Source organism: Sphingomonas sp. MMS24-J13 (genome assembly GCF_044905095.1).
Taxonomy (GTDB): domain Bacteria; phylum Pseudomonadota; class Alphaproteobacteria; order Sphingomonadales; family Sphingomonadaceae; genus Sphingomonas_I.
The window spans coordinates 3,561,068-3,585,383 of sequence record NZ_CP173258.1 but is presented as its reverse complement, the minus strand read 5'-3'; the positions used below and the strand labels follow the sequence as shown (position 1 = coordinate 3,585,383).

Genomic DNA, 24,316 nt, shown 5'->3' with positions numbered 1-24,316 from the left:
CCATGCGCGAATTCTCCCAGCTGCTCGAGCGCCTCGTCTACACCCGCTCGCGCAACGCCAAGCTGAAGCTGATCGCCGATTATGTTCGCGCGACGCCCGATCCCGATCGCGGCTGGGCGATGGCGGCGTTGACCGGCGCGATCGACCTTCCCGGGGTCAAGGCATCGGCGATCGGCGCGCTGGTGGCGGAGCGGGTCGACCCGGTGCTGTTTGCGATGAGCCGCGATTACGTCGGCGATCTGGCCGAGACCGTCTCCTTGCTCTGGCCGAAACCGCCGGGAATGCCGGCCGAAGTCGATACGGGCGCGCTGCGCCTCTCCACCATCGTCGATCGCCTGACCACGCTCGGCCGCGCCGAGGCGCCGCGTGCACTGGCGGCGATGCTCGATCAGCTCGATGCGTCGGGCCGTTTCGCCTTGCTCAAGCTCGCGACCGGCGGGCTGCGCGTCGGCATTTCGGCACGGCTCGCCAAGACCGGGCTGGCGCAGGCGTTCGGGCTCGACGTCGACGATGTCGAAGAGGTCTGGCACGGGCTGAGGCCGCCTTATCTGGCGCTGTTCGACTGGGCGGAAGGAAAAGGCGAACGGCCGACATCGGCCAATACGCCGGTCTTCCGCCCGTTCATGCTCGCCCATCCGCTCGAAGACGGCGTGGTCGATCTGGCCGATTATGCGGCGGAGTGGAAATGGGACGGAATTCGCGTCCAGCTCGTCCATGCCGGCGGGCAGACCCGGCTCTACAGCCGCGCCGGCGACGATATCACCGGCAGCTTCCCGGATGTGGCGGCCGCTTTCGCGACCGAGGGCGTGCTCGACGGCGAATTGCTGGTGAAGGGCGAGGCGCAGGGCGGCGGGATCGAGCATGAAGGCGCGGCCAGCTTCAACGCGCTCCAGCAACGGCTCGGCCGCAAGCAGGTGTCGGCCAAGATGCAGGCGGACTTCCCGGCCTTCGTCCGCCTCTACGACATCCTGTTCGACGGCACGGAGGACCTGCGCGCGCTCGGCTGGAGCGATCGGCGGGCCCGGCTCGATGCCTTCGCCGCCCGGCTCGATCCGGCCCGCTTCGATCTGTCGGCGGTGATCGACGCCAAGGATTTCGAGGCGCTGGGCGAGATTCGGATCGGCGCGCGCGATGCGGCGATCGAGGGCGTCATGCTCAAGCGGCGCGATGCGCCTTACGTTGCCGGGCGTCGCGTGGGCTTGTGGTACAAGTGGAAGCGCGATCCGCTCAATGCCGATTGCGTGATGATGTATGCCCAGCGCGGCCACGGCAAACGATCGAGCTTTTATTCGGATTACACGTTCGGCTGCTGGACCGCCCCGCCCGAGGAGGGCGGCGAATTGCTCCCCGTCGGCAAGGCTTATTCGGGCTTCACCGACGAGGAACTGAAGTGGCTCGATCAGTTCGTGCGCACCCATACCGTCCAGCGCTTCGGCCCGGTGCGCGAGGTCGAGAAAACGTTGGTGCTAGAGGTCGCGTTCGATTCGATCCATGCCTCGAAGCGCCACAAATCGGGGCTGGCGATGCGCTTCCCGCGCATCGCGCGCATCCGCCGCGACAAGCCGGCGCACGAGGCCGATCTGATCGCGACCCTGCAGCGGATGGCGGCCGTGCCCGACCGCTCCGAATGACAATTCCGTTGCGCTCGTGACTGCGATGATGGATGGCGCGCACCGCCGCCGATGCGATCGCTGCCTGTATGGCTGCGCGCGATGCTTGAAAAAGGCAGCCTTACCCACCTAATTTACGGATGATGAACGTGTCCATGCCCATTCCCGGCCATATCGATCCGGTGCCCGTGCCCCGGGACGTGCCGGTGCGCGCTGATGGGCGGATCGACCTGATCGGCCTGACGCGCGATCAGTTGCGCGAGACGCTTGCGGGCGCCGGACTGGATGCCAAGCAGGCGAAGCTGCGCGCCAAGCAATTGTGGCACTGGATCTACAATCGCGGCGCGACCGAATTCGCCGCGATGACCGACATCGCCAAGACGATGCATCCGTGGCTGGCCGAACGCTTCGTGATCGGCCGTCCCGGCGTGGTCGAGGCGCAGCAATCGACCGACGGCACGCGCAAATGGCTCCTCAAGTCCGACGACGGCCATGATTATGAGATGGTGTTCATCCCTGACGCCGATCGCGGCACGCTGTGCGTATCGAGTCAGGTCGGATGCACGCTCACCTGCAGCTTCTGCCACACCGGCACGATGCGGCTTGTGCGTAACCTCACCGCGGGCGAGATTGTCGGCCAGGTGATGCTGGCGCGCGACGCTTTGTCCGAATGGCCGAGCCAGCCCGAGGGCCGGCTGCTCACCAACATCGTGATGATGGGTATGGGGGAGCCGCTCTACAATTTCGATAATGTCCGCGATGCGCTGAAGCTGGTGATGGACGGCGATGGCCTTGCACTCAGCAAGCGCCGCATCACCTTGTCCACTTCGGGCATCGTTCCGATGATGGAGCGCGCGGGGGTGGAGATCGGCGTCAATCTTGCTGTCTCGCTCCATGGCGTGACCAAGGACGTTCGTGACGAACTGGTGCCGATCAACAAGAAATACGGCATCGAAGCGTTGCTCGAGGCGTGTGCGGCTTATCCTGGTGCCAACAATGCGCGCCGCATCACGTTCGAATATGTGATGCTGAAGGACAAGAATGACAGCGACGACGACGCACGCGAGCTCGTCCGGTTGCTGCGCAAGTACAAGCTGCCCGCCAAGGTGAATCTCATTCCGTTCAATCCGTGGCCGGGGGCGCCCTATCTGTGTTCCGATCCGGATCGGATCCGGCGCTTCTCGAACATCGTGTTCGAAGGCGGAATATCGGCACCGGTGCGCACGCCGCGTGGGCGTGACATCGATGCCGCGTGCGGGCAGCTCAAAACGTCGGCCGAAAAGAAGAAGCGCGCCGATCGCGATCGCGAGGCGGCGGCGCTTGCGGCGGTTGCGGTGGATTAATGACTAAAGGGTATATGACGGATGAAGCTGTTTAACCGGGTCTTCACCAAGCTCATCCGGGAAGGCGAACTGGCTGCGATCGATGCCGCGGGCAAGCATTATTCCTACGGCACGCCATCATCCCATCTGAATCCCGTCACGGTCCGCTTCACCGATGCGGGCACGCCGCGCAAGATCATCCTCAACCCGTCGCTCGCCGCGGGCGAGGCCTATATGGACGGGCGGCTGGTGGTGGAACGGGGGGATATTTACGACCTCCTGAACATCGTCACCTGGAATACCCGGTTCGAAAAGGGCGGCAACGACACGAGGCTGGAGTCGCGGGTACGCTTTCCCGGCGATCCATTCGGCTGGCTGCGCACGTTCAACCAGGAGCGTCGTTCGAAGCGCAACGTCGCGCATCATTACGATCTGTCGGCCAGGCTCTACGATCTCTTCCTGGACCGCGACCGGCAATATAGCTGCGCCTATTTCACCGATCCGGCCAACAGCCTGGAACAGGCCCAGCTCGACAAGAAGGCGCATATCGTCGCCAAGCTCGATCTGCGGCCCGGCCACAAAGTGCTCGACATCGGCTGCGGCTGGGGCGGGATGGCGCTCTACATCCATGCCAAGACCGGCGCCGAAGTGCTGGGCATCACCCTGTCGGAAGAGCAATTGGCGCTCGCCCGCAAGCGCGCGGCCGATCTCGGTGTCGCCGACAAGGTGCGGTTCGAGTTGATCGACTATCGCAAGATGACCGGCACGTTCGATCGGATCGTCTCGGTCGGCATGTTCGAGCATGTCGGCCCCGCGCATTTCCATAGCTTCTTCGCCAAATGCCGCTCGCTCCTGGCCGAGGACGGGGTGATGCTGCTCCATACGATCGGCCGGATCGGGACCCCGCGACCGACCGACGCCTGGACCACCAAATATATCTTTCCTGGCGGCTATGTGCCGAGCCTGTCGGAAATCGCGCGCGCGGCCGAACAGGCGAACATCCTGTGCAGCGACGTCGAGACGCTGCGGCTGCATTATGCCTATACGCTGGAGCAATGGTTGCGGCGCACGCAGGCGAACCGGGCAGAGATCGAGACGATGTACGACGCGCGTTTCTACCGCATGTGGGAATTCTACCTTGCCGGTTCGGCAACCGGTTTCACGCACGGGCATATGGTCAATTACCAGCTGCAATATGTGCGCAACCGGCGCGCTCTGCCGATCACGCGCGATTATATGGTTGCGGCGGAACGGGCGCTACAGGATGGCGCGGTAAGCCAGGGTTAGAGTGCATCCGAGTTGGATTGTCTCGACAAGCTCGACGGTTACTCGGGTCTACTTAAGTCGGAAAGACTCTAGCGCGGCCGCATTCTGGCGGTCGCGGGCAACGATCCGATCAATCCACCGGTCGCCCTGAACTTGTTTCAGAACCCGACCAGACCGTGCCGTCTGCGCGCTTTGTCCGGTGGAGGTCGAAAAAGTCAGCATTTGGAGAAAACAAAGGCGAAGTCCTCACCGGCGAAGGAAAGAGGACTTCGTCCACCTCGCCCCTTCGCCGGCGTTTGCCGGTCGCGGCCGAAGCCGCCGTGCCAGCGCATGCCGCGGAAAGCCATGCGTCGCTCATCCGGGGTGATCGTGCCGTCATGGTTGACGTCCAGCCGGTCGAACAGGGTCAGCGCGCCCGTCTTCGCCTCGGCCAGCGTGACCTTGCCGCCATGATCGTCGACCACCAGATCGAACCAGCGCGCACCCATCATCATCTCCGGGCCGCCCATGGGCCCATGCATGTGATCAAGCATGGCGTGATGCTCCATGCGATCGTGACCCATCGGTCCGTGACCCACCGGTCCGGGCCCGTCAGGTCCAGCCATGGCCCAGGGAGGCGGGGGTACGCCCTCGCCGGGTGCGCTCGCGCGAGGCGCCGTGGCGGCGGCGAATTCCTCGCGGGAGATCGTGCCGTCATGATTGGTATCGAGCCGATCGAACGCCCTCGCCTGATGCTCCTTCATCCGCGCTTCCATGGCGGTCCTGATCTCGCTGCGGCGCTTGTCGCGGAAGGCGTCGAGTTCGGCGCGGGTGACGACGCCGTCCTTGTTGGCATCGAGCAACGCGAAGTGATCGGCGACCATCTTCTCCACCGCCGCGCGCGTGATCGGGGCAGGGGCTTCGTGCATGCCGGGGCCGCCCATGCCGGAATGAGGCATGCCAGGGCTGCCCGTGCCGGGCCCGCCCGGAGGTGGCGGCATGTCCTGCGCCATGGCCGGCGCGCAGGCGATCAGCACCACAAGACCGGCGCCGGCGAGAAACTGCATTGTCCGCATAATCCTGTCCTTCGCTCTCGCCGCGTCACTGCGGCCGTTGCATGCCCTGCATCATGCCCATCTGCCCGGCGCGCCGCTCTTCGGGCGTCAGCGTGCCGTCCTTGTTCGTGTCCCACGCATCGAATTGCGCGCCGGCCGCCGCGGTCGCCTCGGCGAGCGTGGCCTTGCCATCGCCGTCGGTGTCGATCCGCTTGAACAGGGCATCGATCATCTCGGACGGCGGGGCATTGCCCATCCGTTTGGCCATTTGCGCGCTGATCTCGTCCTTGGTGACGACGCCGTCGCCATTGGCGTCCATCCTGGTGAAGCGCTCCTTCTGCGACGCGATATATTGGTCGCGCGTCACCGGCTCCTGCATGCGCTGCGCCAGGGCGGGTACGCATGCCGCGATCGCCATCAGGCCCGCGCTCACGAAAAATTGGGTCCTCATTCGACTCTCCCGTGGGTGCGGGATCCCGCACGTTCGCCCCTTTGGCCGGCCGATGTTGCTTCCGTAGTTCGAGTTGGCAGCGATATTTCGCTACTGACATGAGTCTATCGGGGTTGGACCCGCGCGCTTGGTGTGGCAATGGCGCGCCCGATCAAGACATCGGAGTGCGGGAATGAGCGACGTCAAGCGCGTGGTGCTGGCCTATTCGGGTGGGCTCGATACGAGCGTCATCCTGAAATGGCTGAAGGAGACCTACAATTGCGAGGTCGTCACCTTCACCGCCGATCTCGGCCAGGGCGAGGAGCTGGAACCGGCGCGCGCCAAGGCCAAGCTCATGGGCGTCAAGGACGAGCATATCTTCATCGACGATCTGCGCGACGAATTCGTGCGCGATTACGTGATGCCGATGATGCGCGGCAATGCGCTCTATGAAGGGCTGTATCTGCTCGGCACCTCGATCGCACGGCCGCTGATCGCCAAGCGCCAGATCGAGATCGCCAAAATGGTCGGCGCCGACGCGGTCAGCCATGGCGCGACCGGCAAGGGCAACGATCAGGTCCGCTTCGAACTCGGCTATTATGCGCTCGCGCCCGATATCCGCGTGATCGCGCCGTGGCGCGAATGGGATCTCACCAGCCGTACCCGGCTGATCGAATATGCCGAGGCGCACCAGATCCCCGTGCCCAAGGACAAGCGCGGCGAAAGCCCGTTCTCGACCGACGCCAATCTTCTGCACACTTCATCCGAGGGCAAGGTGCTCGAGGATCCGTGGGAGGAGGTGCCCGATTACGTCTATTCGCGCACCGACAATCCCGAGGATGCGCCGAACACCCCCGAGATCATCACGATCGATTTCGAGAAGGGTGACGCGGTCGCGATCAACGGCGAGGGCTATGGCCCGGCAGCCCTGCTTGCCAAGCTCAACGAGTACGGCAAGATCCACGGCATCGGCCGGCTCGACTTGGTCGAGAACCGCTTCGTTGGCATGAAGAGCCGCGGCATGTACGAGACGCCGGGCGGCGCGATCTATCACCTTGCCCATCGCGGGATCGAGCAAATCACGCTCGACCGTGGTGCCGCGCACCTCAAGGACGAGCTCGCGCCGCGCTATGCCGAGCTGATCTATAATGGTTTCTGGTTCTCGCCCGAGCGCGAGATGCTGCAGGCCGCGATCGACCACAGCCAGACCAAGGTCACCGGCACGGTGCGCCTCAAGCTGTACAAAGGCTCGGTGATCGTCACCGGCCGCAAATCACCGAACACGCTCTATTCCGAGAAGGTCGTGACCTTCGAGGACGATCAGGGTGCGTATGATCAGCGCGATGCGGCGGGCTTCATCAAGCTGAATGCGCTGCGCCTGCGGTTGCTTGGGCGCCGCGACGGGCGCTGAGGGTAAGCCCTCTCCCTCTGGGAGAGGGTTGGGTGAGGGTGACCAACCTCGAGGTGGCATGCTCGGGCTTCGCCCTCGCACCCTCACCCCACCCCTCTCCCAAAATGGGAGAGGGGGTCAGCCGCGCTCCATCTTCCGCGCCGGCCCCAACAGAGCCGGCTCGAAGATCAGCGCGCACACCAAGGTCCAGATCAGCGAGATCATGAGGATCTTGCCCATGCTCGCCGTGCCGGGATGGCGCGATAGCCAGAGCGAGCCGAACGCGCTTCCCGTCGCCAGCGCCGAGAAGAAGATTGCGCGGGCGAGTGCCGACTGAAGCAGGTTCGACGCGCCTGCCCGCCACGCCATCACGAAATAGATGTGGAACGCCACGCCGACCCCGAACAGCAAAGGGAAGGCGATGATATTGGCGAAGTTGATCGGCTGGCGGATCAGCACGCAGGTGCCGAGCGTCAGGAAGATCGAGAGGATCACTGGCGCGAGAGTGAAGGCCACCTCCTTCACGTTGCGCAGCACCGCCAGCAACAGCAGGCTCACCACCGCGAAGGCGAGGATGCCGGCGATAACGAAGGCGCGCGCGATCGTCGTGGCGGCGCCCTGCATCGATACGGCGGTGCCGGTGGCGTCGGGGGCGATCGCGGTCACGGCATGGGTGAAGCCAGCGAGGGCGGCATTATCGGTGGTGCCTGCGTGTGGCAGCACCTCGACCTTGGCCTTGCCGTCGGGTGCGATCCAATCGGCGCGGATGTCGGCGGGCAGATTGGCGAGGGTCACCGGCTGGGCCGCGATGGCGGCGCGAAGCTGATCGAGCATCACACCGAGTGGCTGGACCAGCAGCGCCTGTGCCCGCGCACGCTCAGCCGGGCTGCCGGCTGCGAGGACCTCGAATTCGGCCGCAAGCCGCTTGGCATGGATCGCTGCGGGATCGGTGGGCGACGATGCCGCGTTCCGGAGCGAGGCGGCCGTTTTTCGCAGCGCCGCAATCAATTCGGCATCGCTCGGTGCGGCCGCGGGCAGGATCGGGTTGAGCGTCAGATCGAGCAGGATCTGGGCGTTCCCGATCGCGGCGAGCTTTGGTGCCTGATCGGTCGGTACGAAGGTGGCGGCGGTGATGACGCCGCCGACCTCGGGCAGTTTCTCCAGCCGTGCGGCGAGGCGCTGCGCGGCGGCCATATCGGGCGCGAGGATGTCGATCACGTTCGGATTGCGATCCGGATCGCGCATCAGATCGTTGAGCGTCGCCATCGCCTCGAAGCGCGGATTGCGCAGGTGCATCGGGTTGAAATCGAACTGCACCAGCGGGAGGATCGCGATGCTCGCGACCATCGAGACCGCGAACCAGCCGAGAACGGCCTTGCGCCGGCGCAGCAGCAAAGCATCGAGCGGGGCCATTGCCACCGATCCGATCTCAGCACTCGGGCGGCCGGAAGGGAGCAGTACCAGCAACGCAGGGAGCATGGTCGCACTCATCGCCAGCGCTACGATCATGCCGACACCGGCGATCAGCCCGAGCTCCGCGACACCGACATAATCGGTCGGCAGGAAAGCGAGGAAACCCAGGCAGACCGCGCCAGCGGCGAGCAAGAGCGATGGCCCGAGCGCGACCGCCGCCGCGCGGATTGCCGCGGGAGGATCGAGCGTCAGCCGCTCATGCTGGAAACGCACGCCGAGCTGAATGCCGAAATCGACGCCGAGCCCGACGAACAGCGGAATGAAAGCGACCGAGATCAGGTTGAAGCGCCCGACCATCGCCAGCCCGAGCGCGCTGGTAATGGCAAGCCCGGCGATAGTGGTGACCAGGATCGCTGCGACGATTCGCCACGATCGGGTCGCCAGCCGCAAGGTCAGCAGCATCGCCGCGATCATGACCGCGCCGACCAGCCAGGCATGATCGGCGAGGCTTGCAAACTCCTCGTCGGACAAGGGCACCGATCCGGTCAGCCGCACGCTGACGCCATGCGCCGCATCGAGCGTGAGCGCGGCGGCCGCCGCGCGGATCGCGTTGCCGCTCGCTTCGCCCGGCATCAGCGAGGTGTAATCAAGCACCGGCTTGACGAGAATCAGCCGTCGGGTGGGGGCTGTCTTGTCACCGAGCAACGCCTGCCACGAGAAGAAGGTCGGCTTGCCCGCGCGCTGCGACGCCAGCGCATCGGCCAAGGCGGTCATCGGCTTGTCGATCTGCGTGAGCTTGGCATCCCCGCGCGACACCCCCTCCAGCATCGTGCCGACCGCGCCGGCAATGCCGCGCAGGCTCGGATCGCTCGCGAGCGGCCCTAGGAAGGGCTGCGCCTCGATCATGCGTTGGGCAGCATTCTCGACATCCTTGGTCGATCCCAGCAGCAAGCCTTCGCGCGCCAGATAATCGCCGCCATCGGGGCGGGTGACCCGATGATAATGCCTGGTGTCGGGGCAAGCTTCGCTGCCAGCGCCGCTGCACCCGCTTCGGCCAGTTCGGGCGTCCGGCCATCGACCACGACGAGGATCGTGTCGCCGTTGGCGGGGAAGGCGGCGTCCATCTTCCGCTCGGCCAACCGCCACGGCACGTCGGGCGAGATGAGCGCGACCGCATCGGTCGTCATCGCGAACCGCCCGGCGGCAAAGCCAATCGCGGCGATCGTCAGCGCCAGCGCCGCGACGAGGATCAGCAGCGGACGATGGGTGGCAAACGCGACGACGCGGCCGATCATGCCTGCCTCACCCCAGGAAATAGCGCAGCGTCACCGGGATGCGCTGTGCTTCGGTGCCGTGATCGAACGCGGCGACCTTCCATTTCGGCTTCATCAGATGCGCCATCGCATCGTTGGAAAAGCCGATCCCTTCTTTCGGGATGCCGATGAAATTCTGGTCGAGATCGTGATTGGCGTTGGCGTCGTGGAACGCCTGCACCGCGTAGCGGCCGGGCGGCACGCCGCGCAGGGTCACGGTCATCGTACCGGCCTGCGCGGGCACTTCGGTCGTATAAGGGCACGAATTGAGGAAGCGTGCCTCGGGGCAGACATCGACATGGATCAGGCCCTGGTTCGAACGGATACCCGAAACCACCACCTCGATCACGCCATTGCCGGCAGCAACCGCGCTCTGCGCCTGCAACAGCAATGTCGCCGCCAGGATCGATAATGTCACCCGGCGACGCCCAGCCCGACCGAATTGCGCCGCAGCGCGGCCAGCACGGTCGCGACCATCGCATCGGCGTCGAGCCCGGCCTCGGCATATTGATTTTCGGGCTTGTCGTGATCCTGGAAGCGATCGGGCAGACGTAAGGTCCGCAGCTTCAGCCCGCTGTCGATCAGGCCCTGATCGGAGGCGAGCGTCAGCACATGCGCGCCGAACCCGCCGACAGCACCTTCCTCGACCGTGATCGCCACTTCGTGCGTCGACAGCAGATGACGGATCAGTTCCTCGTCGAGCGGCTTGGCGAAGCGCAGATCGGCGACCGAGGTGGAGAGCCCCATCGCGTCGAGCTGATCGGCCGCCTTGAGCGCGTCGGCCAGCCGCGTGCCGAGCGACAGGATCGCGACCTTCTTGCCTTCGCGCACCAGCCGGCCCTTGCCGATCTCGAGCTGCTGCGGAACCTCCGGAATAGCGACGCCGGTGCCCGATCCTCTCGGATAGCGCACCGCGCTCGGGCCGTCGTCATACAGCGTCATGGTATGGACCATGTGGGTCAGTTCGGCCTCGTCGGCCGCCGCCATCACCACGAAATTGGGCAAGGTGGCGAGATAGGCGATGTCGAACGAGCCGGCATGGGTCGCACCATCCGCGCCGACCAGGCCTGCCCGATCCATCGCGAAGCGCACCGGCAGATTCTGGATCGCGACGTCATGGACGATCTGATCGTAGGCGCGCTGCAGGAAGGTCGAATAGATCGCGCAGAAGGGCCGCATCCCCTGCGCTGCAAGGCCGGCAGCGAAGGTCACCGCATGCTGCTCGGCGATACCGACGTCGAACGTCCGGTCTGGGAACGCCTTCTGGAACTTGTCGAGCCCGGTGCCCGACGGCATCGCCGCGGTGATCGCGCAGACGCGATCGTCGGCCTCGGCCTCCTTGATCAGCTGCGCCGCGAACACGTTCTGGTAAGCGGGCGGCCCCGGCGGCGCCTTGGCCTGCACGCCCGAGACGACGTCGAACTTCTGCACGCCATGATATTTGTCGGCCGAAGCCTCGGCCGGGCCATAGCCCTTGCCCTTCTTGGTCACGACGTGGATCAGGCACGGACCCTCGCTCGCGTCGCGCACATTCTCCAGCACCGGGATCAGGTGCTCGAGATTATGGCCGTCGATCGGGCCGACATAATAGAAACCGAGCTGTTCGAAGAGCGTGCCGCCCATCGCCATGCCGCGCGCGAATTCGTCGCTCTTGCGCGCCGCATCCTGCAGCGGGCGCGGCAGATGGCGCGCGAAGCGTTTGGCCAGATCGCGCAGCGACAGGAACGGCTTGGACGAGACCAGCCATGCCAGGTAGGCCGACAGCCCACCGACGGGCGGCGCGATCGACATGTCGTTGTCGTTGAGGATAACGACCAGTCGGTTGCCCGCGGCCTCGGCATTGTTCATCGCCTCATATGCCATGCCGGCCGACATCGCGCCGTCGCCGATCACGGCGATAGCCTTGCCGGGCTTGTCCGCCAGCTTGTTGGCGACGGCGAAGCCCAAGGCGGCGGAGATCGAGGTCGAGCTGTGCGCCGCCCCGAACGGATCATATTCGCTCTCGGACCGCTTGGTGAAGCCCGAGAGGCCGCCACCTGTACGCAGGGTGCGAATACGATCGCGGCGGCCGGTCAGGATCTTGTGCGGATAAGCCTGGTGGCCGACGTCCCAGATCAGCACGTCGTCGGGCGTGTTGAACACATAATGGAGCGCCACGGTCAGCTCGACTACGCCCAGCCCGGCGCCGAGATGGCCGCCCGTCACCGACACTGCCGAAATCATCTCCGCGCGCAGCTCGTCCGCGACCTGGCGGAGCTGGGCTTCCTTGAGGGTGCGCAATACCTTCGGCGTGGAGATCGTATCGAGCAACGGGGTAGACGGACGGTCAGACATAAAGCGGGGAATCTCCTCCTTTTTCCCGTCTAGGCGGCTTTGCTGCATCGCGTAAAGCAGCACGGCGGCAACAGGTCGGACCGGATCGGTTGCGCTATGCTGAACAGACGTCGCGGATCAGGCCGAAACGCAATTGGCACAGCGCCCTTTTACCTCGATCACCGGACGGACCGGGGTGAAGCCCGCACCGCGTGCGGATGCGCGAACGCGCTCGGTCAGCGCGTCATCGTCGATATGGGTCGTCTGCCCGCATTGCTCGCACACCAGGAAGATGCAGTCGTGGTGGCAGGCGGGATGCGCGTTGACGACATAGGCATTGGCGGTTTCGACCCGTTGGGCGAGGTTCTTGGCCACGAACAGATCGAGGATGCGATAGACGCTGTTGGCGGCGACCCGGCGATCCTCGCTACGGCTGATCCGATCGGCGATATCGTAGGCCGATGCGGGGCGATCGAAGCCGGCAAGCGCGTCGAACACGGTGGCGCGCATCGGTGTCCACTGCTCGCCCGACGCCTCCAGCGCGGCCTTGGCCTCGCTGGTCAGCGCGGTGCCTTCGTGCATCGTATGCGTGTGTGCCATCCTGGGGATCTAGTCCCGTGGGGGCGCCGGTACAAGCGCCGCCACCCGAAGGCGCGGCGCCTGGATGATTGCAGGCACCGAGCCGAATGACGGAAAGTGGCATAGGGCGAGAGGCTCTAGCCCGCCTCCGGCAGATCGAACTTTGCCGAAAGATATCGCCGGATATCGCGCTCGTTGGTGATGAACGATACCCCGTTGGCCTGCTTGACGCTCACCCGATCACTGCTTGGCTTTCCGGCAAGAACCAGAACCGGGATGGACTGGTTCTCTTCGCCGAGCAGGTCGGCGATCGGCAACCGGGGGCGCGGAAATTCGACATAGGCCACGTCCACCTTCGCGCGAAGTTCGGGGAAAAAGCTCAGGAACCCTTCGACACTCACCGAATCCCCGCAATAGAAAGGGCCCATGCCGGCGTTGGTGAAGCCCGGTTTCATAAGGAACAGTCTGTCGGTCACCGCAGAACCTCCTTCGGGATGCGTGGCGCGATCGTTTTACGCAGGCGCTGCCAACCCAGCACGACGCCGGTCACGCTGAAGAGAAATCCGGCGAGCATCAATGCCAGGACGATCGCATCGCGCACGATCTGATGCCGCGCGAGGCCGGGGAAGTTGAAGCTGTGCAGCCCATAATAGATCCACGCATACGCCGCCCGGCTGGTGCTCATCACCGTCAGGATCTGGCCGTCGGCGCGATCGATATAGATATCGGGCTGATCCGGGCCGCCCTCGAACCGCACTGCCGAGGCGGGCATCCCCTCCGCCAGCACGTAGAGATCGTCCGGCGCTACCGGGGTCGCGACGGGCATTGCCGGGCGCGGCCAGGCTCTTTGCACGGCGACAGCATACAGGGATGCGGCCTGTTGCGAGGTCAAAGGTGCGCCGGCATTGGTCCATAGCCGCGAAAGGCCGTCGCGCCCGACGACGGACAGAAGCGGCGTTCCCGCAGCAGCGGTCAGGCGTATTTCATGACTGGCCGGCAGGCGCTGCAACGCCGCCAGCGGCGTCGCGGCTGTCATCCCCTGGTCGGTCAGCCCGGCATAATTCGCCAGCTCCGCCGGCGTCGCCCGCCCGCGCGAGAAAAGGCGTCCATGGTCCATCGACAGCCACCCGCTGAGGATCCATGTCATCACGAAGATGCCGACGAAGAGCCCGGTCAGATGGTGCCAGCGCATCCACTGCGGCTTGAAATAGGTGAGGCCCGGGCGGCGTGCCCTGCGCACCGCCACGGTGCGGACGATGCCGACGATCATGCCTGCGCCGGCAACGAGCATGGCGACGAACGACAGGATCCACACGGTCCGGTCCCACGCCGAGAAACTCGCCCTGAGCGGCGTGAAATAGACCCAGTGCAGCACTGCGCCGACCCAGTTCCACGCGCGTTCCCGCGTGGTCGTGCGCTGCACGATCTCGCCGGTTTGCGCCGAGACGTAGATGCGGGTGCCACGGCCATCGCCGATCGACACGCGGTAGAATGGGCGCAATGCGTCGAAGCCATCGTGAACGACCCATTGATCATAGGTGATCGGTCCTTCGACGCTCGTTATCGGGCCACCCGCGCGATCGGCGAGCATCGCGGCGGCGCCTGCGGGGCTGAGCAGGCTGAGCCGCCGGCCGGTACGCGCGTCGATCGTAACGAAGCCGTTCGTCCCGCCGGCGATATAGACCGGCACGCCGGCACGCTGCCGCAAGCGAAGGCCAGAGCCGCCGGTCAGTGCCAGCGCGCGGTCCGGCGCTATCCGGACGGCGGCGACATCGACCAGCTGGCCGAGCTTCTGGGCGTCGGATTTCGCCAGCGACGGGAAGGGCACGAGCAGCAGGACCGCGCCGCTCGCGAACCAGAGCGCGAAGATGACGCAGGTCGCGATCCCGAGCCAGCGGTGAAACCAGACCAGCGTGCGCACGACCGCGCCATTTCGTCGTCGCCTAGAAGTGGACAAGCACGCTTCCCTCGATGCGCCGCGGCTCGCCGAGCTGCACCTGTGCCGGGTAGAAGATGTCGGCCCACTGCACGAAGTCCTTGTTCCAGACGTTGTTGACCCGCAGCGTCAGGTCGATGCCTTTCTGGATCGAGTAGGTCGCATAGACGATGCCGGTGGCATAATCCTTCAACCGCAGCGTGTTCGACGTATTGCCGAAGCGATTGCCGACATATTTCACGCCGCCGCCGATTTCGAGCGGAAGCCCGGCCACGTGCTGGAATGCCGTCCACACATTGCCGGTGAAGTCGGGCACGTTGGCCGGCCGGTTGCCCGACGCGTTCACCCCATAGTTCGGATCGACGAAGTTCCGATATTTGGCGTCGGTGTATGTGGCGCTGCCGATCACCGTCCAGTTGTGCGTGACCTTGTATTGGCCCGAAAACTCAATCCCGCGCGAGGTCTGCTCGCCGACGTTGCTGACGACGTCGATCGCGATCTGGGTCAGCAAATTCTTGCGCTTGATGTCGTAGAGCGCGAGCGTCAGCGAGCCGCGGCCGCCGGCCAGATCGGTCTTGAGCCCTGCTTCGAACTGGCGCGCGCTCGAAAGCGGGAAATTCTCACCCGCATTGACGAGGAAGATGTTGGAATTCACCGGATCCTTGCCGGTCGAATAGGAAACATAGGCGGTGGTCGATTTGGCCAGATCGTAGGTCAGGCCGGCACGCCAATTGAACAGTTTGTAGGTCCGGTTGAAACTCGTCGCCGCGTTGAAGCTGCCGTCGACGTTGTAATTTTCGCGTGTCAGGTAGATGCGCTCGGCGCGCACGCCGGTGACGAGATGCAGTCCCTTGGCGATCGTCAGCACGTCCTCGCCGAAGATCGAGCCGGTATCCCAGCGCGTCGGGCTGACCCGCTCCTGGATCGGGCCGAACAGGCCCGGATTGGGGTTGAGGGGATCGACGCTGTCGCCGTCGGGGAAGCCGCGGGCGCGGCGGAAGTTGAGGTGGCTGTAGTCGGCGCCGAGCACCGCCTTGTTCTCGAGACCGAACACGGGCGTGTTGAAGCTCACCGACAGCTGGTCGCCTTCGATGTCCTGACGGTGGAACACGAAGAAGCGGTCGCGATCGATCAGCTTGGTCGTGCTGTTGAAGACATATTGCTCGGCATTGATCCAGCGGCGATCGGCATGGAAATAGTAAGCCGTGTTGCTGACGGTCATCCAGCTGTTCGGCGACCAGTTGAGCACCAGCTTCGGCCAATATTGGGTCGAATGGGTCTTATGATCGGCGACGTTGTAGCTGATATCGCGCATGCGTTTGTCGACGACGAGTCCGTCCGTGGTCGACAGCACCCCCTTGATCGGATCGGTGCCGTACGACGCGGGCACCAGCGGCGTTCCGTAGTAAGGCGACAGATTGTCCTTGAGGAAATCCATGCTGAGCTCGACCGACAGCGCATCAGTCGGCTTGTAGGCGATGGCGCCGGTCAGATTGAGCGAGTCCGATGGGGCATCGTGGACGTAGCCGCCGGTGCGGTGATAACTGGCGTCGCCCTGCACCGCCCAGCTGTCGCCGAGCACCTTGTTGCCGCCGAAGCCGGTGCTCACGGTTTCGAACGTGCCGTAGGAGCCGAGCGCCTGGAAGCTGTCGCGGGTAAAATCGGGATGCTTGCCGACGATGTTGACCGCGCCCCCGACCGCGCCCTGGCCGTAGAGGACCGAGGCCGGGCCCTGCAGCACGTCGATGCTGGCGATGTTGAAGGTGTTGCCCGGGCGGTTCACCATGTCCCCCGGCCCGACATAGATGCCGTTGTGCAGGATGGTGACCTCGTCGCCGCTGAAACCGCGCAGCGAGAACAATGCGGGGTCGCCCGGCGATCCGCCGGAGATCACGCCGGGGAGGCTGTCGGTGGCCTCCTCGACCGTGCGGAAACCGCGCGTCAGGATTTCCGCCGACGTGATCTGGTCGATCGTCGCCGGCGTCTGGCGCACCGAGAGGTTGAGGCGGCTGGCGGTCGGCGCGGCAACGTCGAGCTGGCGCAGGCGCCAGCCGGTCACCGTGATGACGTCGCCCTCGGACTGTGCGGTATCGGATGGGGCGGAAGCGTCCGGCACAGGCACCCCCTGCGCGTGCGCCGCGCCCGCGAACAGAGCCCCCGCAACGACGAGAGACGAATGAATGCGAAAGCGCGAAAGTCTGTTGGACATGATCGTCTCCCCTTGTTCGAGCCGCGTCCTACCCCTGCCATTATTTTGTATAGTCAAATATAGGTTGCCGTTCCTGGACACGTCGTCAAGCGAGAAATCGTCGCACTCTTCCGGCTTGGCGCAGGTGTGCGGAAATGGTGTATGTCGGCAGGACACGGCATGAGGGCGTCGATCGGCGCGAGGAGGTCGTTTGAACATTGCTCTCGGTCGCCTCGCCACAGGCTGTCCCTCCGGATGCAAGCATCCCGAGGACATACCGCCGCTCGATGGCGACGGTCCGCTCTGGCTGCAGATCCGGCGTTCGATCGCGCTGGCGATCCTTAATGGGGATTGGCCCGCGGGCACCCGAATCCCTGCCGAGATGGTTCTTACCGAGCACTACAACACATCCCGCATGACCGTGAACAAGGCTGTCCAGAGTTTGGCCACGGAGGGCTTGCTCCAGCGACGTACCAAGGTCGGAACGGTCGTGACCGCGCGCGCGCGCGAACGGCCGGTGATGGAGATCTGGGACGCTGCGGACAGTATCCGCCAGAGCGGGCGCCGTTACAGCTACAAATTGCTGGAATGCGAAATGGTCCGCGGTCCGTCCCACGTCCGTGCGTCGCTCGACGTTCCGGACTCGGTGCCGCTCGTCCGCATGCTATGCCTGCACAATGCCGATGACCGCCCGTTCCAGCTGGAGGAGCGCCTGGTCAACGTCGATGCGGCGCCCCAGATCGCGTGCCAGCCGCTGGAGACGGTCAGCCCGGGTGCCTGGCTCCTTGCGCACGTCCCGTGGACGAACGCCCGCCACAGCATAAGTGCCCGTGGGGCTGATGAAGTCATTGCCCGCCATCTTGCGATCAATGTTGGCGAAGCCTGCCTGATCATCGAGCGCCGGACCTGGAATGGAGACGTCCCGGTGACGTTCGTGCGGCTCTGGCATCCTGGCGACGATCATCGGGTGGAGGGCAACTTCAAGCCCTCCTGGTGAAGCGTTCGCTCTCGCGCTGGATTGCTGACAGATCGGGCCGGGAGCGGCCAACCCGCTCCCGGCAGCGCAAAGTTAGAGGCCGTCGGCCGCCTTGCTGACCAGGATATTCACCGCCACGCGGCGATTCTGTGCCTTGCCTTCGGGCGTGTCGTTGCTTGCCAGCGGGTCGGCCTTGGCCATCCCGGTCGGGGTGAGCACGCGATAGGGCTTCCAGCCGCAAGCCTGCTGGAGATAGTTGATGACCTTGGCGGCCCGCTTCTCGCTCAGCGTCTGGTTGAAATCGTCGCCGCCGGTCGAATCGGTATACCCCACCACCAGAAGCAAAGCGTTCTCCGTGCTCTGCGCGCTGGTTGCCGTGCTGCAGAGCTGGGCCTTGTCCTCCACAGACAAATCCGTCTTGCCGACGTCGAAGTGCACGTTGGTCGTGCCCTTGATGTTATATTTGTCGATATCGCCTACGCGGCCGCGCAGAGCTTCCGTTGCTGCGGTCTGCTCCTCGAAGCGCTGCGATGTGCCGTTGCGGATCATCGCGGCGGTCTTGAGGTCGGTGTTGCGGAAACTGATCTGGCTCGCAACGAGATCGCCCCCCGCCTGCCCGCCACCAAACTGAACCGTTTTGACGGTCACCGGCAGTCCGTTCAGCAGCGAATCCTCGGCCAGCTTGCGACTGCCGCCGAAAAAGCCTGCCGATGCCTTGATGCGGGTGGCATCGTTGATGGCGACGATCGTGTTGGTGCCATCCGTGCTGGTGACTTTCAGCCGGTCGCCATGGCGCGCCGATATGACGCCCTTGATCTCCGGTCCCGGGGTTTGCGCGCCCTCGACGACGATGCCGGGGTCGGATGGGGCCTGCTGCTGTGCGTAAACGCTGCCCGATGCAGCGATCGTCAGCGTGGCGAGCAGCAAATGAACGCCTGATCTTGTGGATATGACACGCATCGAGCACTCCTCTGAGACTATCCCAATGCCCAAGCCTGTCCAGAACAACCTGTCCGCTGGATGAATAGCCGGCCGGTCAGGGTGTCGAGCGGGTGATGAGAGTGTGTCGTGCGACGAACCGTTGCAGATCGTGCGATCGATACACTGCGCCTCTACGTAAGAATCGGCGCTTCCGGTGGGGGCTAATCATCGATCCTGCACAGGGTGATGCGCGTCAATTCGGACGGGCGGCCCAACCGCAGGGCGAAACCGGGCCAGATGCCGGTGCCGTTATTGACGTAGAGCGTCATGCCGCCGACCGCATAGCGGCCAGACACGAAGCCGCCATTGGCGCGCGCAACGATCCGGTCGAGCCCGACGATCATCCCACCATGGGTGTGTCCCGACAGTTGGAGCGCCACGCCGCGCTCGGCAGCTTCTCGCGCCCGCCGCGGCTCGTGATCGAGCAGCAGGATCGGGGCGTGCGGCGGGGCGCCGGCCAGCGCCTTGCCGAGGTCGGGGAGCGGACGGTTGACCCCGCGCGCGGACGGATCGGTGACGCCGGCCAGGACGAGCCTGTCGGCCCCGCGCGCGATGACCGCGTGGGCATTGGGCAGCAGGCTCATGCCGAGCCCGGCGAAATGCGCCATCCAAGTATCGTAGCCTGACAGATATTCATGGTTGCCGGGGCTCAGATAGACGCCGTCGGGGGCCCGCAGATCGCGCAAGGATTCGACGTCGGCCCGGCGGGTGGCGACGTTGCCGTCGATGACGTCGCCCGTCACGACGATCAGGTCCGCGCCCAGCCGATTGGTGGCGTCGACCACGGCGCGGGTCCAGCTTGCCGGAAACATGCGGCTGATGTGCAGATCGGTCAGCTGAATGAGCCTGTAGCCGTCGAATGCCGCGGGCAGGTTCGGGATCGCGACCGCCACATCCTTCAATCGGGGAATGCCGATGGCTTGCCGTACGCCCCAGGCGGATAGAGCGAAGGCGGCGATGGCGATGGCATAGCGCGCCCCGATCCATGCGCCGGCTCCTCCGATTCCCCCGATCATGGCGAGCAACCCGGCCAGATCGAGCGTGATCTGAAACGCGGCCAGCAGGACGATCGCACCGAAGGCCCAATTGAACAGGATCACGACCGGCCGCGGAAATTCCGGCGCGAACACCGAACCGGAGGAGAGGCGGCTCCAGAAATGGAATTGGGAGGCGATCAGGAGAACGAGCGCGACCGCGATCTTGACCGTCATCGCCCACGGCAACGGCACGATCGTGCGGCTGACGACGTACAGCCACGGCAAGGTGAATATGAAATGGAACATCGCGCCTGATTCTTCCGGCAGAGGTTAGCCGAAAGCCACGCCCGTCAGCGTTTCGGATGCGGCCCAGAGCCTCGCGGCGACGTTGGCATCAAGCGCCTGCGGTTCGATCTTGCCCGGCCCAGGAGGTCCCTTCAATTCCTTCCAGCCCCGCGGCCCGAAATACTGGCCGCCCCGCACGCCAGGCATGGTCGCCGCCATCAATTGGGGCAGCGCGCCCGCAGCCGCCGATTGGCCGATCACGCCGACCGCCAGCGTGCTGATCCATCCCACCAGGCCGCCGCTCCCCGCGCCTTGACCATTCGCGATCAGATCGGTGCTCGCCACGCCAGGATGTGCCGCCACGCTGGTCAGGCCCCAGCCGTTCGCGCCGCTCCGCCGGTCGAGTTCGAGCGCGAACATCAGCATGGCGAGCTTGGTTTGTGCATAGACCTTGAACGGCTTGTAGCCCTGAACGTAGTTCAGATCGTCGAGCCGGATCGTACCGCCGCGGTGCGCGATGCTGGAAAGCTGCACGACCCGCGCCTTCGCTACGCTGAGCAGCGGTAGCAGCCGCCCGGTCAGTGCGAAGTGCGACAGGTAATTGGTGCCGAACTGCATCTCGAACCCGTCGACGGTCGTCTCGCGCTTCGGCAAGGCCATGACGCCCGCATTGTTGACGAGGATATCGATCCGCCGGCTTGCCGCCAGCATCCGCCCCGCAAACGCTGCCACCGATGCGAGATTTGCAAGATCGATCAGTTCGAACCGCACATTCGCCTTGGCATGGCGACTGCGGATCAGTGCTTCGGCGGCGCGTCCCTTGGCCGGGTTGCGGCCGGCGAGGATCACGTCCGCACCGGCACCCGCGAGCGCCAGCGCTGTCTCCAGCCCAAGCCCGCCGGTCGCGCCGGTGACGATCGCGAGCTTGCCCGATTGATCGGGAATATCCCGGGTGGTCCAGGCCGTCATATTCGCTATCCTTCGCGTCGATGGGCCACCGGAGGGGACCGATTGCGTTAATATGCACTCGGTGCAATTATACAAGCAGTGCAAGAAAACAAAAAACCACTGTCGGCAGGTCTGCGTGGGCGCAAGCGGGAGGAGACGCATGCCCGCATCCAGGCCGAAGCCATGCGCTTGTTCCTCGAGCGCGGCTTCGAGGAAACGACGCTGGACGATATCGCCACCGCGGCGGACGTCTCGCGCCGCAGCCTGTTTCATTATTTCGCCTCCAAGGAAGAGATCGTCTTTTCGACCAAGGCCGATTTCCCCGACCTGATCGCCCAGGCGATCGGGCGGCGGCCGGCCGAAGAGCCTTTGCTCGACATGGTCGAAAATGCGCTGGTCGATCTGGCGACGCGGTTCCAGTCGGCGGAAACGCGAGCGCTGGCCAAACTCATCCACGATACGCCTGCGCTCAGCGCCGGCGATCAGGCCAAATATGAGAAGGTCGAACGCGTGTTGGCGAAGGCGCTGGCGGATCGCAAAGGGCTTCCCGAAACGGACATCGCCTGCCGCGTTACCGCTGCGGCCGCGATCGGGATCCTCAAGCTGGCGACCGAAGCCTGGCTGGCGGGGGCCGATGCGGGGCCGGAGATATTCGGCAAAGCGGCCTTCGCGGCGTTGCGGGATGTGGTGGGCTAGCAGCCTCTTCCGGCATCAAACCCATGTCAGCGATGCGCGAGCGCATAATCCAGCGCCGCACATACCGCCGCCACCTGCGCATCGACGCATTCGGCGGAAGTGGTGCGTACGCTGTCCGGATAGACTTCGGTCGTCGCGGTGTAATGCGCGCCGGTGATCGATGTGCAGAGCGCCAACGCCGTCAGTGGATATTCGATTACGCCATGTGCGACGACGGGCGAGCCGATGATCTCGCCTTTCGCGTCCGGCGGGGCGATGTGGGTCACCTGTTCGACTGCGGCGATGATCGCCTGCTGGAACGCAGGCTGCGGATTTTCGCTGTCGTCGACCAGATAGAAGCCGTCGGGAATCTCCCCCGGTTCGTACGCCTTGCCGTCGCGCGCGGCGAGCGCGGGGCGGAACTCGCTTTCGTCGCTGTCGGTCGTCTCGTGCAGATCGATGTGGAGAAGGAAGTCGGTCCCTGCCGAACGCACGAGCTCGATCAGCGCGACCGCCTCGCCCGCCGGGCCATCGGCGCGGAAATTCCGGTTGGGATCGATCGCATCGTAATTCCAGCGATGGATGCGCTCATAGCCCCAGGGACTGACGCACGGCACGGCCAGCAGATTGATCCGCCCGGCATAATCGGCTGCGCGCGTCTCGAGGAATTCCAGCACGCCCAGGACGCCGCTGGTTTCGTAGCCATGCACGCCGCCGGTTATCAGCGCGGTTGGCAGCGCCGGATCGAAGACGCTGTTGCGCAAGGCCAGCAGCGCATAGATTTCGCCGCCATAATCGAGCCGGCCATAAGCGACCTTCTCGAAGCGATCGGCCAGCGCATGGATACGCGGCACGACGTCCTCGTCATAGCGGCGTTGCCGTATCTGCAGCGCGCGCCATCGATCTCGTTCGGCGTTGCCCCAAGGCTGGCCCGGAACGCCCACGGGGTATGGGATGTCGGTCATATCGCTTACGTTAGCCGATCGCCGGAAATCCGGCGACCCTGCCTCAATTCTGGTCCGGATCGTCATACTGAAACGGATTGGTCGGCCTGGGTAGCGTCGGCAGCTGGAGCCTCGGCAGCGGCTTCTCCGCATTGGCGGCGTCGAGCAGCAACGTGGCGAGGATCACCGATCCCTGCCGCATATCGGCGGCGCGCAGATGATCGAACGTGTCGACGTTCGAATGGTGCACGGTCGAGCTGTAGTCGAGATCGTCCTGGATGAACTGGAAGCCGGGCAGGCCGATCCGCTGCATCAGCACATGATCGGTGCCGCCGGTCGGTTCGGCCACCACCGTATTGGCGCCCATGCTGGCGAAGGGGGCGAGCCATTCCTTGAAGATCGGCACGACGCCGAAATTGCCCTCGGCATAGAGGCCGCGCAATTTGCCCGATCCATTGTCGATGTTGAAATAGGCGGCAAGGTCCTTGAAGCCCGGCAAAGGTGTCACCGGCCAGGTCTCGATCGAAGAGGGGGTAAGAAACGCCAGCTTGTCGGGGTCGGTTTCGGGCGGTCGCGTGACAAAATGCTGTGCGATATAGGCGGCGGAGCCCAGCAGCCCTTCCTCCTCGCCCGCCCACAGCACGAAGCGGATCGTACGCTTCGGCTTGACCCCGGAGCGCGCCAGGATGCGCGCCGCCTCCATGATCATCGACGATCCGGCGCCATTGTCGGCAGCACCATCGCCGGCCACCCAGCTATCGAGATGCGCGCCGGCCATGACATAGCCGGCCTTGGGATCGCTGCCGGGGATTTCGGCAATGATATTGTAGGCCTTGGTGTCGCTGTCGTCATAATGGACGTTGCTGTCGATGCGCAGCGTCACCGGACCGATCTTGGCGAGCCGCGCGAGCCGGCGATAATCCTCAGCCGCGAGCTCCACCCCGGGCAGGGCCGGCGTGTGCCCGACCTTGTACAGGCTGCCTTCGCCGGTCACGAGGCTGTTTTCCCGGTATGACATGCGCGCCCAGGCGACCGCGCCCTCGGCCTTGAGGAACTGATCGAGCTGTTCGGCGAATTTGCGTCGCTTGAGCGTCCGGTCGGCTGCGCCGGGGTCGAAGCTCGGCTGGCGATAATCGTTGAGCTTCCGGAGATCCTCGTCGCTGGCGCGGCGGAAGGAGGGCGTGGTCGCGTCCTTCGGATCGGTCGGCAAGGTGACGAGCACGATCTTGCCGGCGAGCTTGCCATGCCACAGCGCGAAATCGCGCTCGCGCCGCAGCGGGGCGACGATGATCGGCGCGGTCAGCGCGCCCGCGGTCGGCGGGGTCCAGGCGACCGGGATCGATCGCAGCATGATCGGGCGCGGCGCCACCATCTGTACGCTCGCCGCTTCGATCCACCAGCCGCGCCCGAATTCGAAGCCCTCCTTGTGGACGTTGGCGAGGCCCCAACTGCGGAAGCGGTCCTGCGTCCAGCTTTCGGCCTTCCGCATCGCGGGCGAGTTGGTCATCCGCCCGCCGATCTGGTCGGCAAGGTAAGCGGCTGTCTCGATCACCTCGCCATGGTTGAAGCCCTGATCGCTGATCTTCGCGAGCATGTCGGGATCGACCGGCGGGGCGGCGGTGACCGCGGTCGAACAGGCAAAGACGAGAGCAGCAAAGCGGGCGAGACGCATGGGCGGGGATCTTTCGCGACGAGTTGAAGCGAAGCTATGCTGCGCCGCGACGATTTCGCAAGCA

Annotated in this window: 19 protein-coding genes and 1 pseudogene; 6 read left to right on the top strand and 14 right to left on the bottom strand. The window is 64.9% G+C overall.

Annotation, left to right across the window (positions count from 1 at the left end):
- The first annotated feature begins 2 nt into the window (after positions 1-2).
- The 3 genes from AB4Z44_RS16330 (at position 3) to AB4Z44_RS16320 (ending at position 4,219) form a co-directional block, all read left to right on the top strand.
- Positions 3-1,631 carry a cisplatin damage response ATP-dependent DNA ligase gene (locus AB4Z44_RS16330; RefSeq protein WP_404710744.1) on the top strand — a complete coding sequence of 543 codons (1,629 nt, stop codon included), beginning with the start codon at positions 3-5 and terminating at the stop codon, positions 1,629-1,631.
- A 134-nt stretch (positions 1,632-1,765) separates the two neighbouring features.
- Entirely contained in the window at positions 1,766-2,953 is a 1,188-nt protein-coding gene (gene rlmN / locus AB4Z44_RS16325; protein ID WP_404714254.1) for a 23S rRNA (adenine(2503)-C(2))-methyltransferase RlmN, read from the top strand.
- Between the two features lie 21 nt (positions 2,954-2,974).
- Positions 2,975-4,219 (top strand): class I SAM-dependent methyltransferase, encoded by a 1,245-nt coding sequence (locus AB4Z44_RS16320; protein ID WP_404710743.1) that lies wholly within the window; start codon positions 2,975-2,977, stop codon positions 4,217-4,219.
- Positions 4,220-4,413: 194 nt separating this feature from the next.
- Here AB4Z44_RS16320 and AB4Z44_RS16315 read toward each other — a convergent pair whose 3' ends face one another.
- Together AB4Z44_RS16315 and AB4Z44_RS16310 are read right to left on the bottom strand one after the other, a co-directional pair.
- A complete protein-coding gene (locus AB4Z44_RS16315; protein WP_404710742.1) occupies positions 4,414-5,244 on the bottom strand; it encodes an EF-hand domain-containing protein in 831 nt (276 codons plus the stop codon).
- A gap of 34 nt (positions 5,245-5,278) precedes the next feature.
- A complete protein-coding gene (locus tag AB4Z44_RS16310) occupies positions 5,279-5,683 on the bottom strand; it encodes an EF-hand domain-containing protein (protein WP_404710741.1) in 405 nt (134 codons plus the stop codon).
- A 172-nt stretch (positions 5,684-5,855) separates the two neighbouring features.
- On the opposite strand from AB4Z44_RS16310, the gene AB4Z44_RS16305 reads away from it, so the two are divergent.
- Positions 5,856-7,073 carry an argininosuccinate synthase gene (locus tag AB4Z44_RS16305; RefSeq protein WP_404710740.1) on the top strand — a complete coding sequence of 406 codons (1,218 nt, stop codon included), beginning with the start codon at positions 5,856-5,858 and terminating at the stop codon, positions 7,071-7,073.
- 117 nt (positions 7,074-7,190) lie between these two features.
- On the opposite strand, the pseudogene AB4Z44_RS16300 reads toward AB4Z44_RS16305, so the two are convergent.
- The 7 genes and pseudogenes from AB4Z44_RS16300 to AB4Z44_RS16270 all read right to left on the bottom strand — a co-directional run bounded on the left by AB4Z44_RS16300 (position 7,191) and on the right by AB4Z44_RS16270 (position 16,815).
- Positions 7,191-9,760 (bottom strand): annotated as a pseudogene (locus tag AB4Z44_RS16300) (MMPL family transporter).
- Between the two features lie 7 nt (positions 9,761-9,767).
- Entirely contained in the window at positions 9,768-10,196 is a 429-nt protein-coding gene (locus tag AB4Z44_RS16295; protein ID WP_404710739.1) for a DUF2141 domain-containing protein, read from the bottom strand.
- Complete coding sequence (dxs, locus tag AB4Z44_RS16290) at positions 10,193-12,112, bottom strand: 1-deoxy-D-xylulose-5-phosphate synthase (RefSeq protein ID WP_404710738.1); 1,920 nt, start codon at positions 12,110-12,112, stop codon at positions 10,193-10,195. The genes AB4Z44_RS16295 and dxs overlap by 4 nt, the downstream gene beginning before the upstream one ends.
- Before the next feature lie 117 nt (positions 12,113-12,229).
- Positions 12,230-12,691: a Fur family transcriptional regulator gene (locus AB4Z44_RS16285; RefSeq protein WP_404710737.1), complete on the bottom strand. Its 462-nt coding sequence runs from the start codon at positions 12,689-12,691 to the stop codon at positions 12,230-12,232.
- A 116-nt stretch (positions 12,692-12,807) separates the two neighbouring features.
- Positions 12,808-13,125: a DUF3088 family protein gene (locus tag AB4Z44_RS16280; protein ID WP_404710736.1), complete on the bottom strand. Its 318-nt coding sequence runs from the start codon at positions 13,123-13,125 to the stop codon at positions 12,808-12,810.
- A gap of 17 nt (positions 13,126-13,142) precedes the next feature.
- Positions 13,143-14,591, bottom strand: a complete 1,449-nt coding sequence (locus AB4Z44_RS16275; protein WP_404710735.1) for a PepSY domain-containing protein — start codon at positions 14,589-14,591, stop codon at positions 13,143-13,145.
- Positions 14,592-14,613: 22 nt separating this feature from the next.
- Positions 14,614-16,815 carry a TonB-dependent receptor gene (locus AB4Z44_RS16270; protein WP_404710734.1) on the bottom strand — a complete coding sequence of 734 codons (2,202 nt, stop codon included), beginning with the start codon at positions 16,813-16,815 and terminating at the stop codon, positions 14,614-14,616.
- Between the two features lie 190 nt (positions 16,816-17,005).
- Between AB4Z44_RS16270 and AB4Z44_RS16265 the strand changes: the two genes are divergently transcribed.
- Positions 17,006-17,791, top strand: coding sequence for a UTRA domain-containing protein (locus AB4Z44_RS16265; protein WP_404710733.1), 786 nt, complete (start codon positions 17,006-17,008; stop codon positions 17,789-17,791).
- A 72-nt stretch (positions 17,792-17,863) separates the two neighbouring features.
- Here the strand turns inward: AB4Z44_RS16265 and AB4Z44_RS16260 are convergent, their stop codons facing one another.
- The 3 genes from AB4Z44_RS16260 to AB4Z44_RS16250 all read right to left on the bottom strand — a co-directional run bounded on the left by AB4Z44_RS16260 (position 17,864) and on the right by AB4Z44_RS16250 (position 20,982).
- Positions 17,864-18,730 (bottom strand): OmpA family protein, encoded by an 867-nt coding sequence (locus tag AB4Z44_RS16260; RefSeq protein ID WP_404714253.1) that lies wholly within the window; start codon positions 18,728-18,730, stop codon positions 17,864-17,866.
- 182 nt (positions 18,731-18,912) lie between these two features.
- Positions 18,913-20,034 (bottom strand): metallophosphoesterase, encoded by a 1,122-nt coding sequence (locus tag AB4Z44_RS16255; protein WP_404710732.1) that lies wholly within the window; start codon positions 20,032-20,034, stop codon positions 18,913-18,915.
- A 24-nt stretch (positions 20,035-20,058) separates the two neighbouring features.
- A complete protein-coding gene (locus AB4Z44_RS16250; RefSeq protein WP_404710731.1) occupies positions 20,059-20,982 on the bottom strand; it encodes an SDR family oxidoreductase in 924 nt (307 codons plus the stop codon).
- A 162-nt stretch (positions 20,983-21,144) separates the two neighbouring features.
- Between AB4Z44_RS16250 and AB4Z44_RS16245 the strand changes: the two genes are divergently transcribed.
- Positions 21,145-21,657 (top strand): TetR/AcrR family transcriptional regulator, encoded by a 513-nt coding sequence (locus AB4Z44_RS16245; RefSeq protein WP_404710730.1) that lies wholly within the window; start codon positions 21,145-21,147, stop codon positions 21,655-21,657.
- Between the two features lie 26 nt (positions 21,658-21,683).
- On the opposite strand, the gene AB4Z44_RS16240 is transcribed toward AB4Z44_RS16245, so the two are convergent.
- Complete coding sequence (locus AB4Z44_RS16240) at positions 21,684-22,601, bottom strand: M14 family metallocarboxypeptidase (protein WP_404710729.1); 918 nt, start codon at positions 22,599-22,601, stop codon at positions 21,684-21,686.
- A gap of 43 nt (positions 22,602-22,644) precedes the next feature.
- Positions 22,645-24,252 carry a M20/M25/M40 family metallo-hydrolase gene (locus AB4Z44_RS16235; RefSeq protein WP_404710728.1) on the bottom strand — a complete coding sequence of 536 codons (1,608 nt, stop codon included), beginning with the start codon at positions 24,250-24,252 and terminating at the stop codon, positions 22,645-22,647.
- Between the last annotated feature and the right edge of the window lie 64 nt (positions 24,253-24,316).

Coding starts and splice junctions, on each gene's coding strand:
- AB4Z44_RS16330 (WP_404710744.1), top strand. CDS start 3: ATGCGCGAATTCTCCCAGCTGCTCGAGCGCCTCGTCTACACCCGCTCG.
- rlmN (WP_404714254.1), top strand. CDS start 1,766: ATGCCCATTCCCGGCCATATCGATCCGGTGCCCGTGCCCCGGGACGTG.
- AB4Z44_RS16320 (WP_404710743.1), top strand. CDS start 2,975: ATGAAGCTGTTTAACCGGGTCTTCACCAAGCTCATCCGGGAAGGCGAA.
- AB4Z44_RS16315 (WP_404710742.1), bottom strand. CDS start 5,244: ATGCAGTTTCTCGCCGGCGCCGGTCTTGTGGTGCTGATCGCCTGCGCG.
- AB4Z44_RS16310 (WP_404710741.1), bottom strand. CDS start 5,683: ATGAGGACCCAATTTTTCGTGAGCGCGGGCCTGATGGCGATCGCGGCA.
- AB4Z44_RS16305 (WP_404710740.1), top strand. CDS start 5,856: ATGAGCGACGTCAAGCGCGTGGTGCTGGCCTATTCGGGTGGGCTCGAT.
- dxs (WP_404710738.1), bottom strand. CDS start 12,112: ATGTCTGACCGTCCGTCTACCCCGTTGCTCGATACGATCTCCACGCCG.
- AB4Z44_RS16285 (WP_404710737.1), bottom strand. CDS start 12,691: ATGGCACACACGCATACGATGCACGAAGGCACCGCGCTGACCAGCGAG.
- AB4Z44_RS16280 (WP_404710736.1), bottom strand. CDS start 13,125: ATGAAACCGGGCTTCACCAACGCCGGCATGGGCCCTTTCTATTGCGGG.
- AB4Z44_RS16270 (WP_404710734.1), bottom strand. CDS start 16,815: ATGTCCAACAGACTTTCGCGCTTTCGCATTCATTCGTCTCTCGTCGTT.
- AB4Z44_RS16260 (WP_404714253.1), bottom strand. CDS start 18,730: ATGCGTGTCATATCCACAAGATCAGGCGTTCATTTGCTGCTCGCCACG.
- AB4Z44_RS16255 (WP_404710732.1), bottom strand. CDS start 20,034: ATGTTCCATTTCATATTCACCTTGCCGTGGCTGTACGTCGTCAGCCGC.
- AB4Z44_RS16250 (WP_404710731.1), bottom strand. CDS start 20,982: ATGACGGCCTGGACCACCCGGGATATTCCCGATCAATCGGGCAAGCTC.
- AB4Z44_RS16245 (WP_404710730.1), top strand. CDS start 21,145: ATGCGCTTGTTCCTCGAGCGCGGCTTCGAGGAAACGACGCTGGACGAT.
- AB4Z44_RS16240 (WP_404710729.1), bottom strand. CDS start 22,601: ATGACCGACATCCCATACCCCGTGGGCGTTCCGGGCCAGCCTTGGGGC.
- AB4Z44_RS16235 (WP_404710728.1), bottom strand. CDS start 24,252: ATGCGTCTCGCCCGCTTTGCTGCTCTCGTCTTTGCCTGTTCGACCGCG.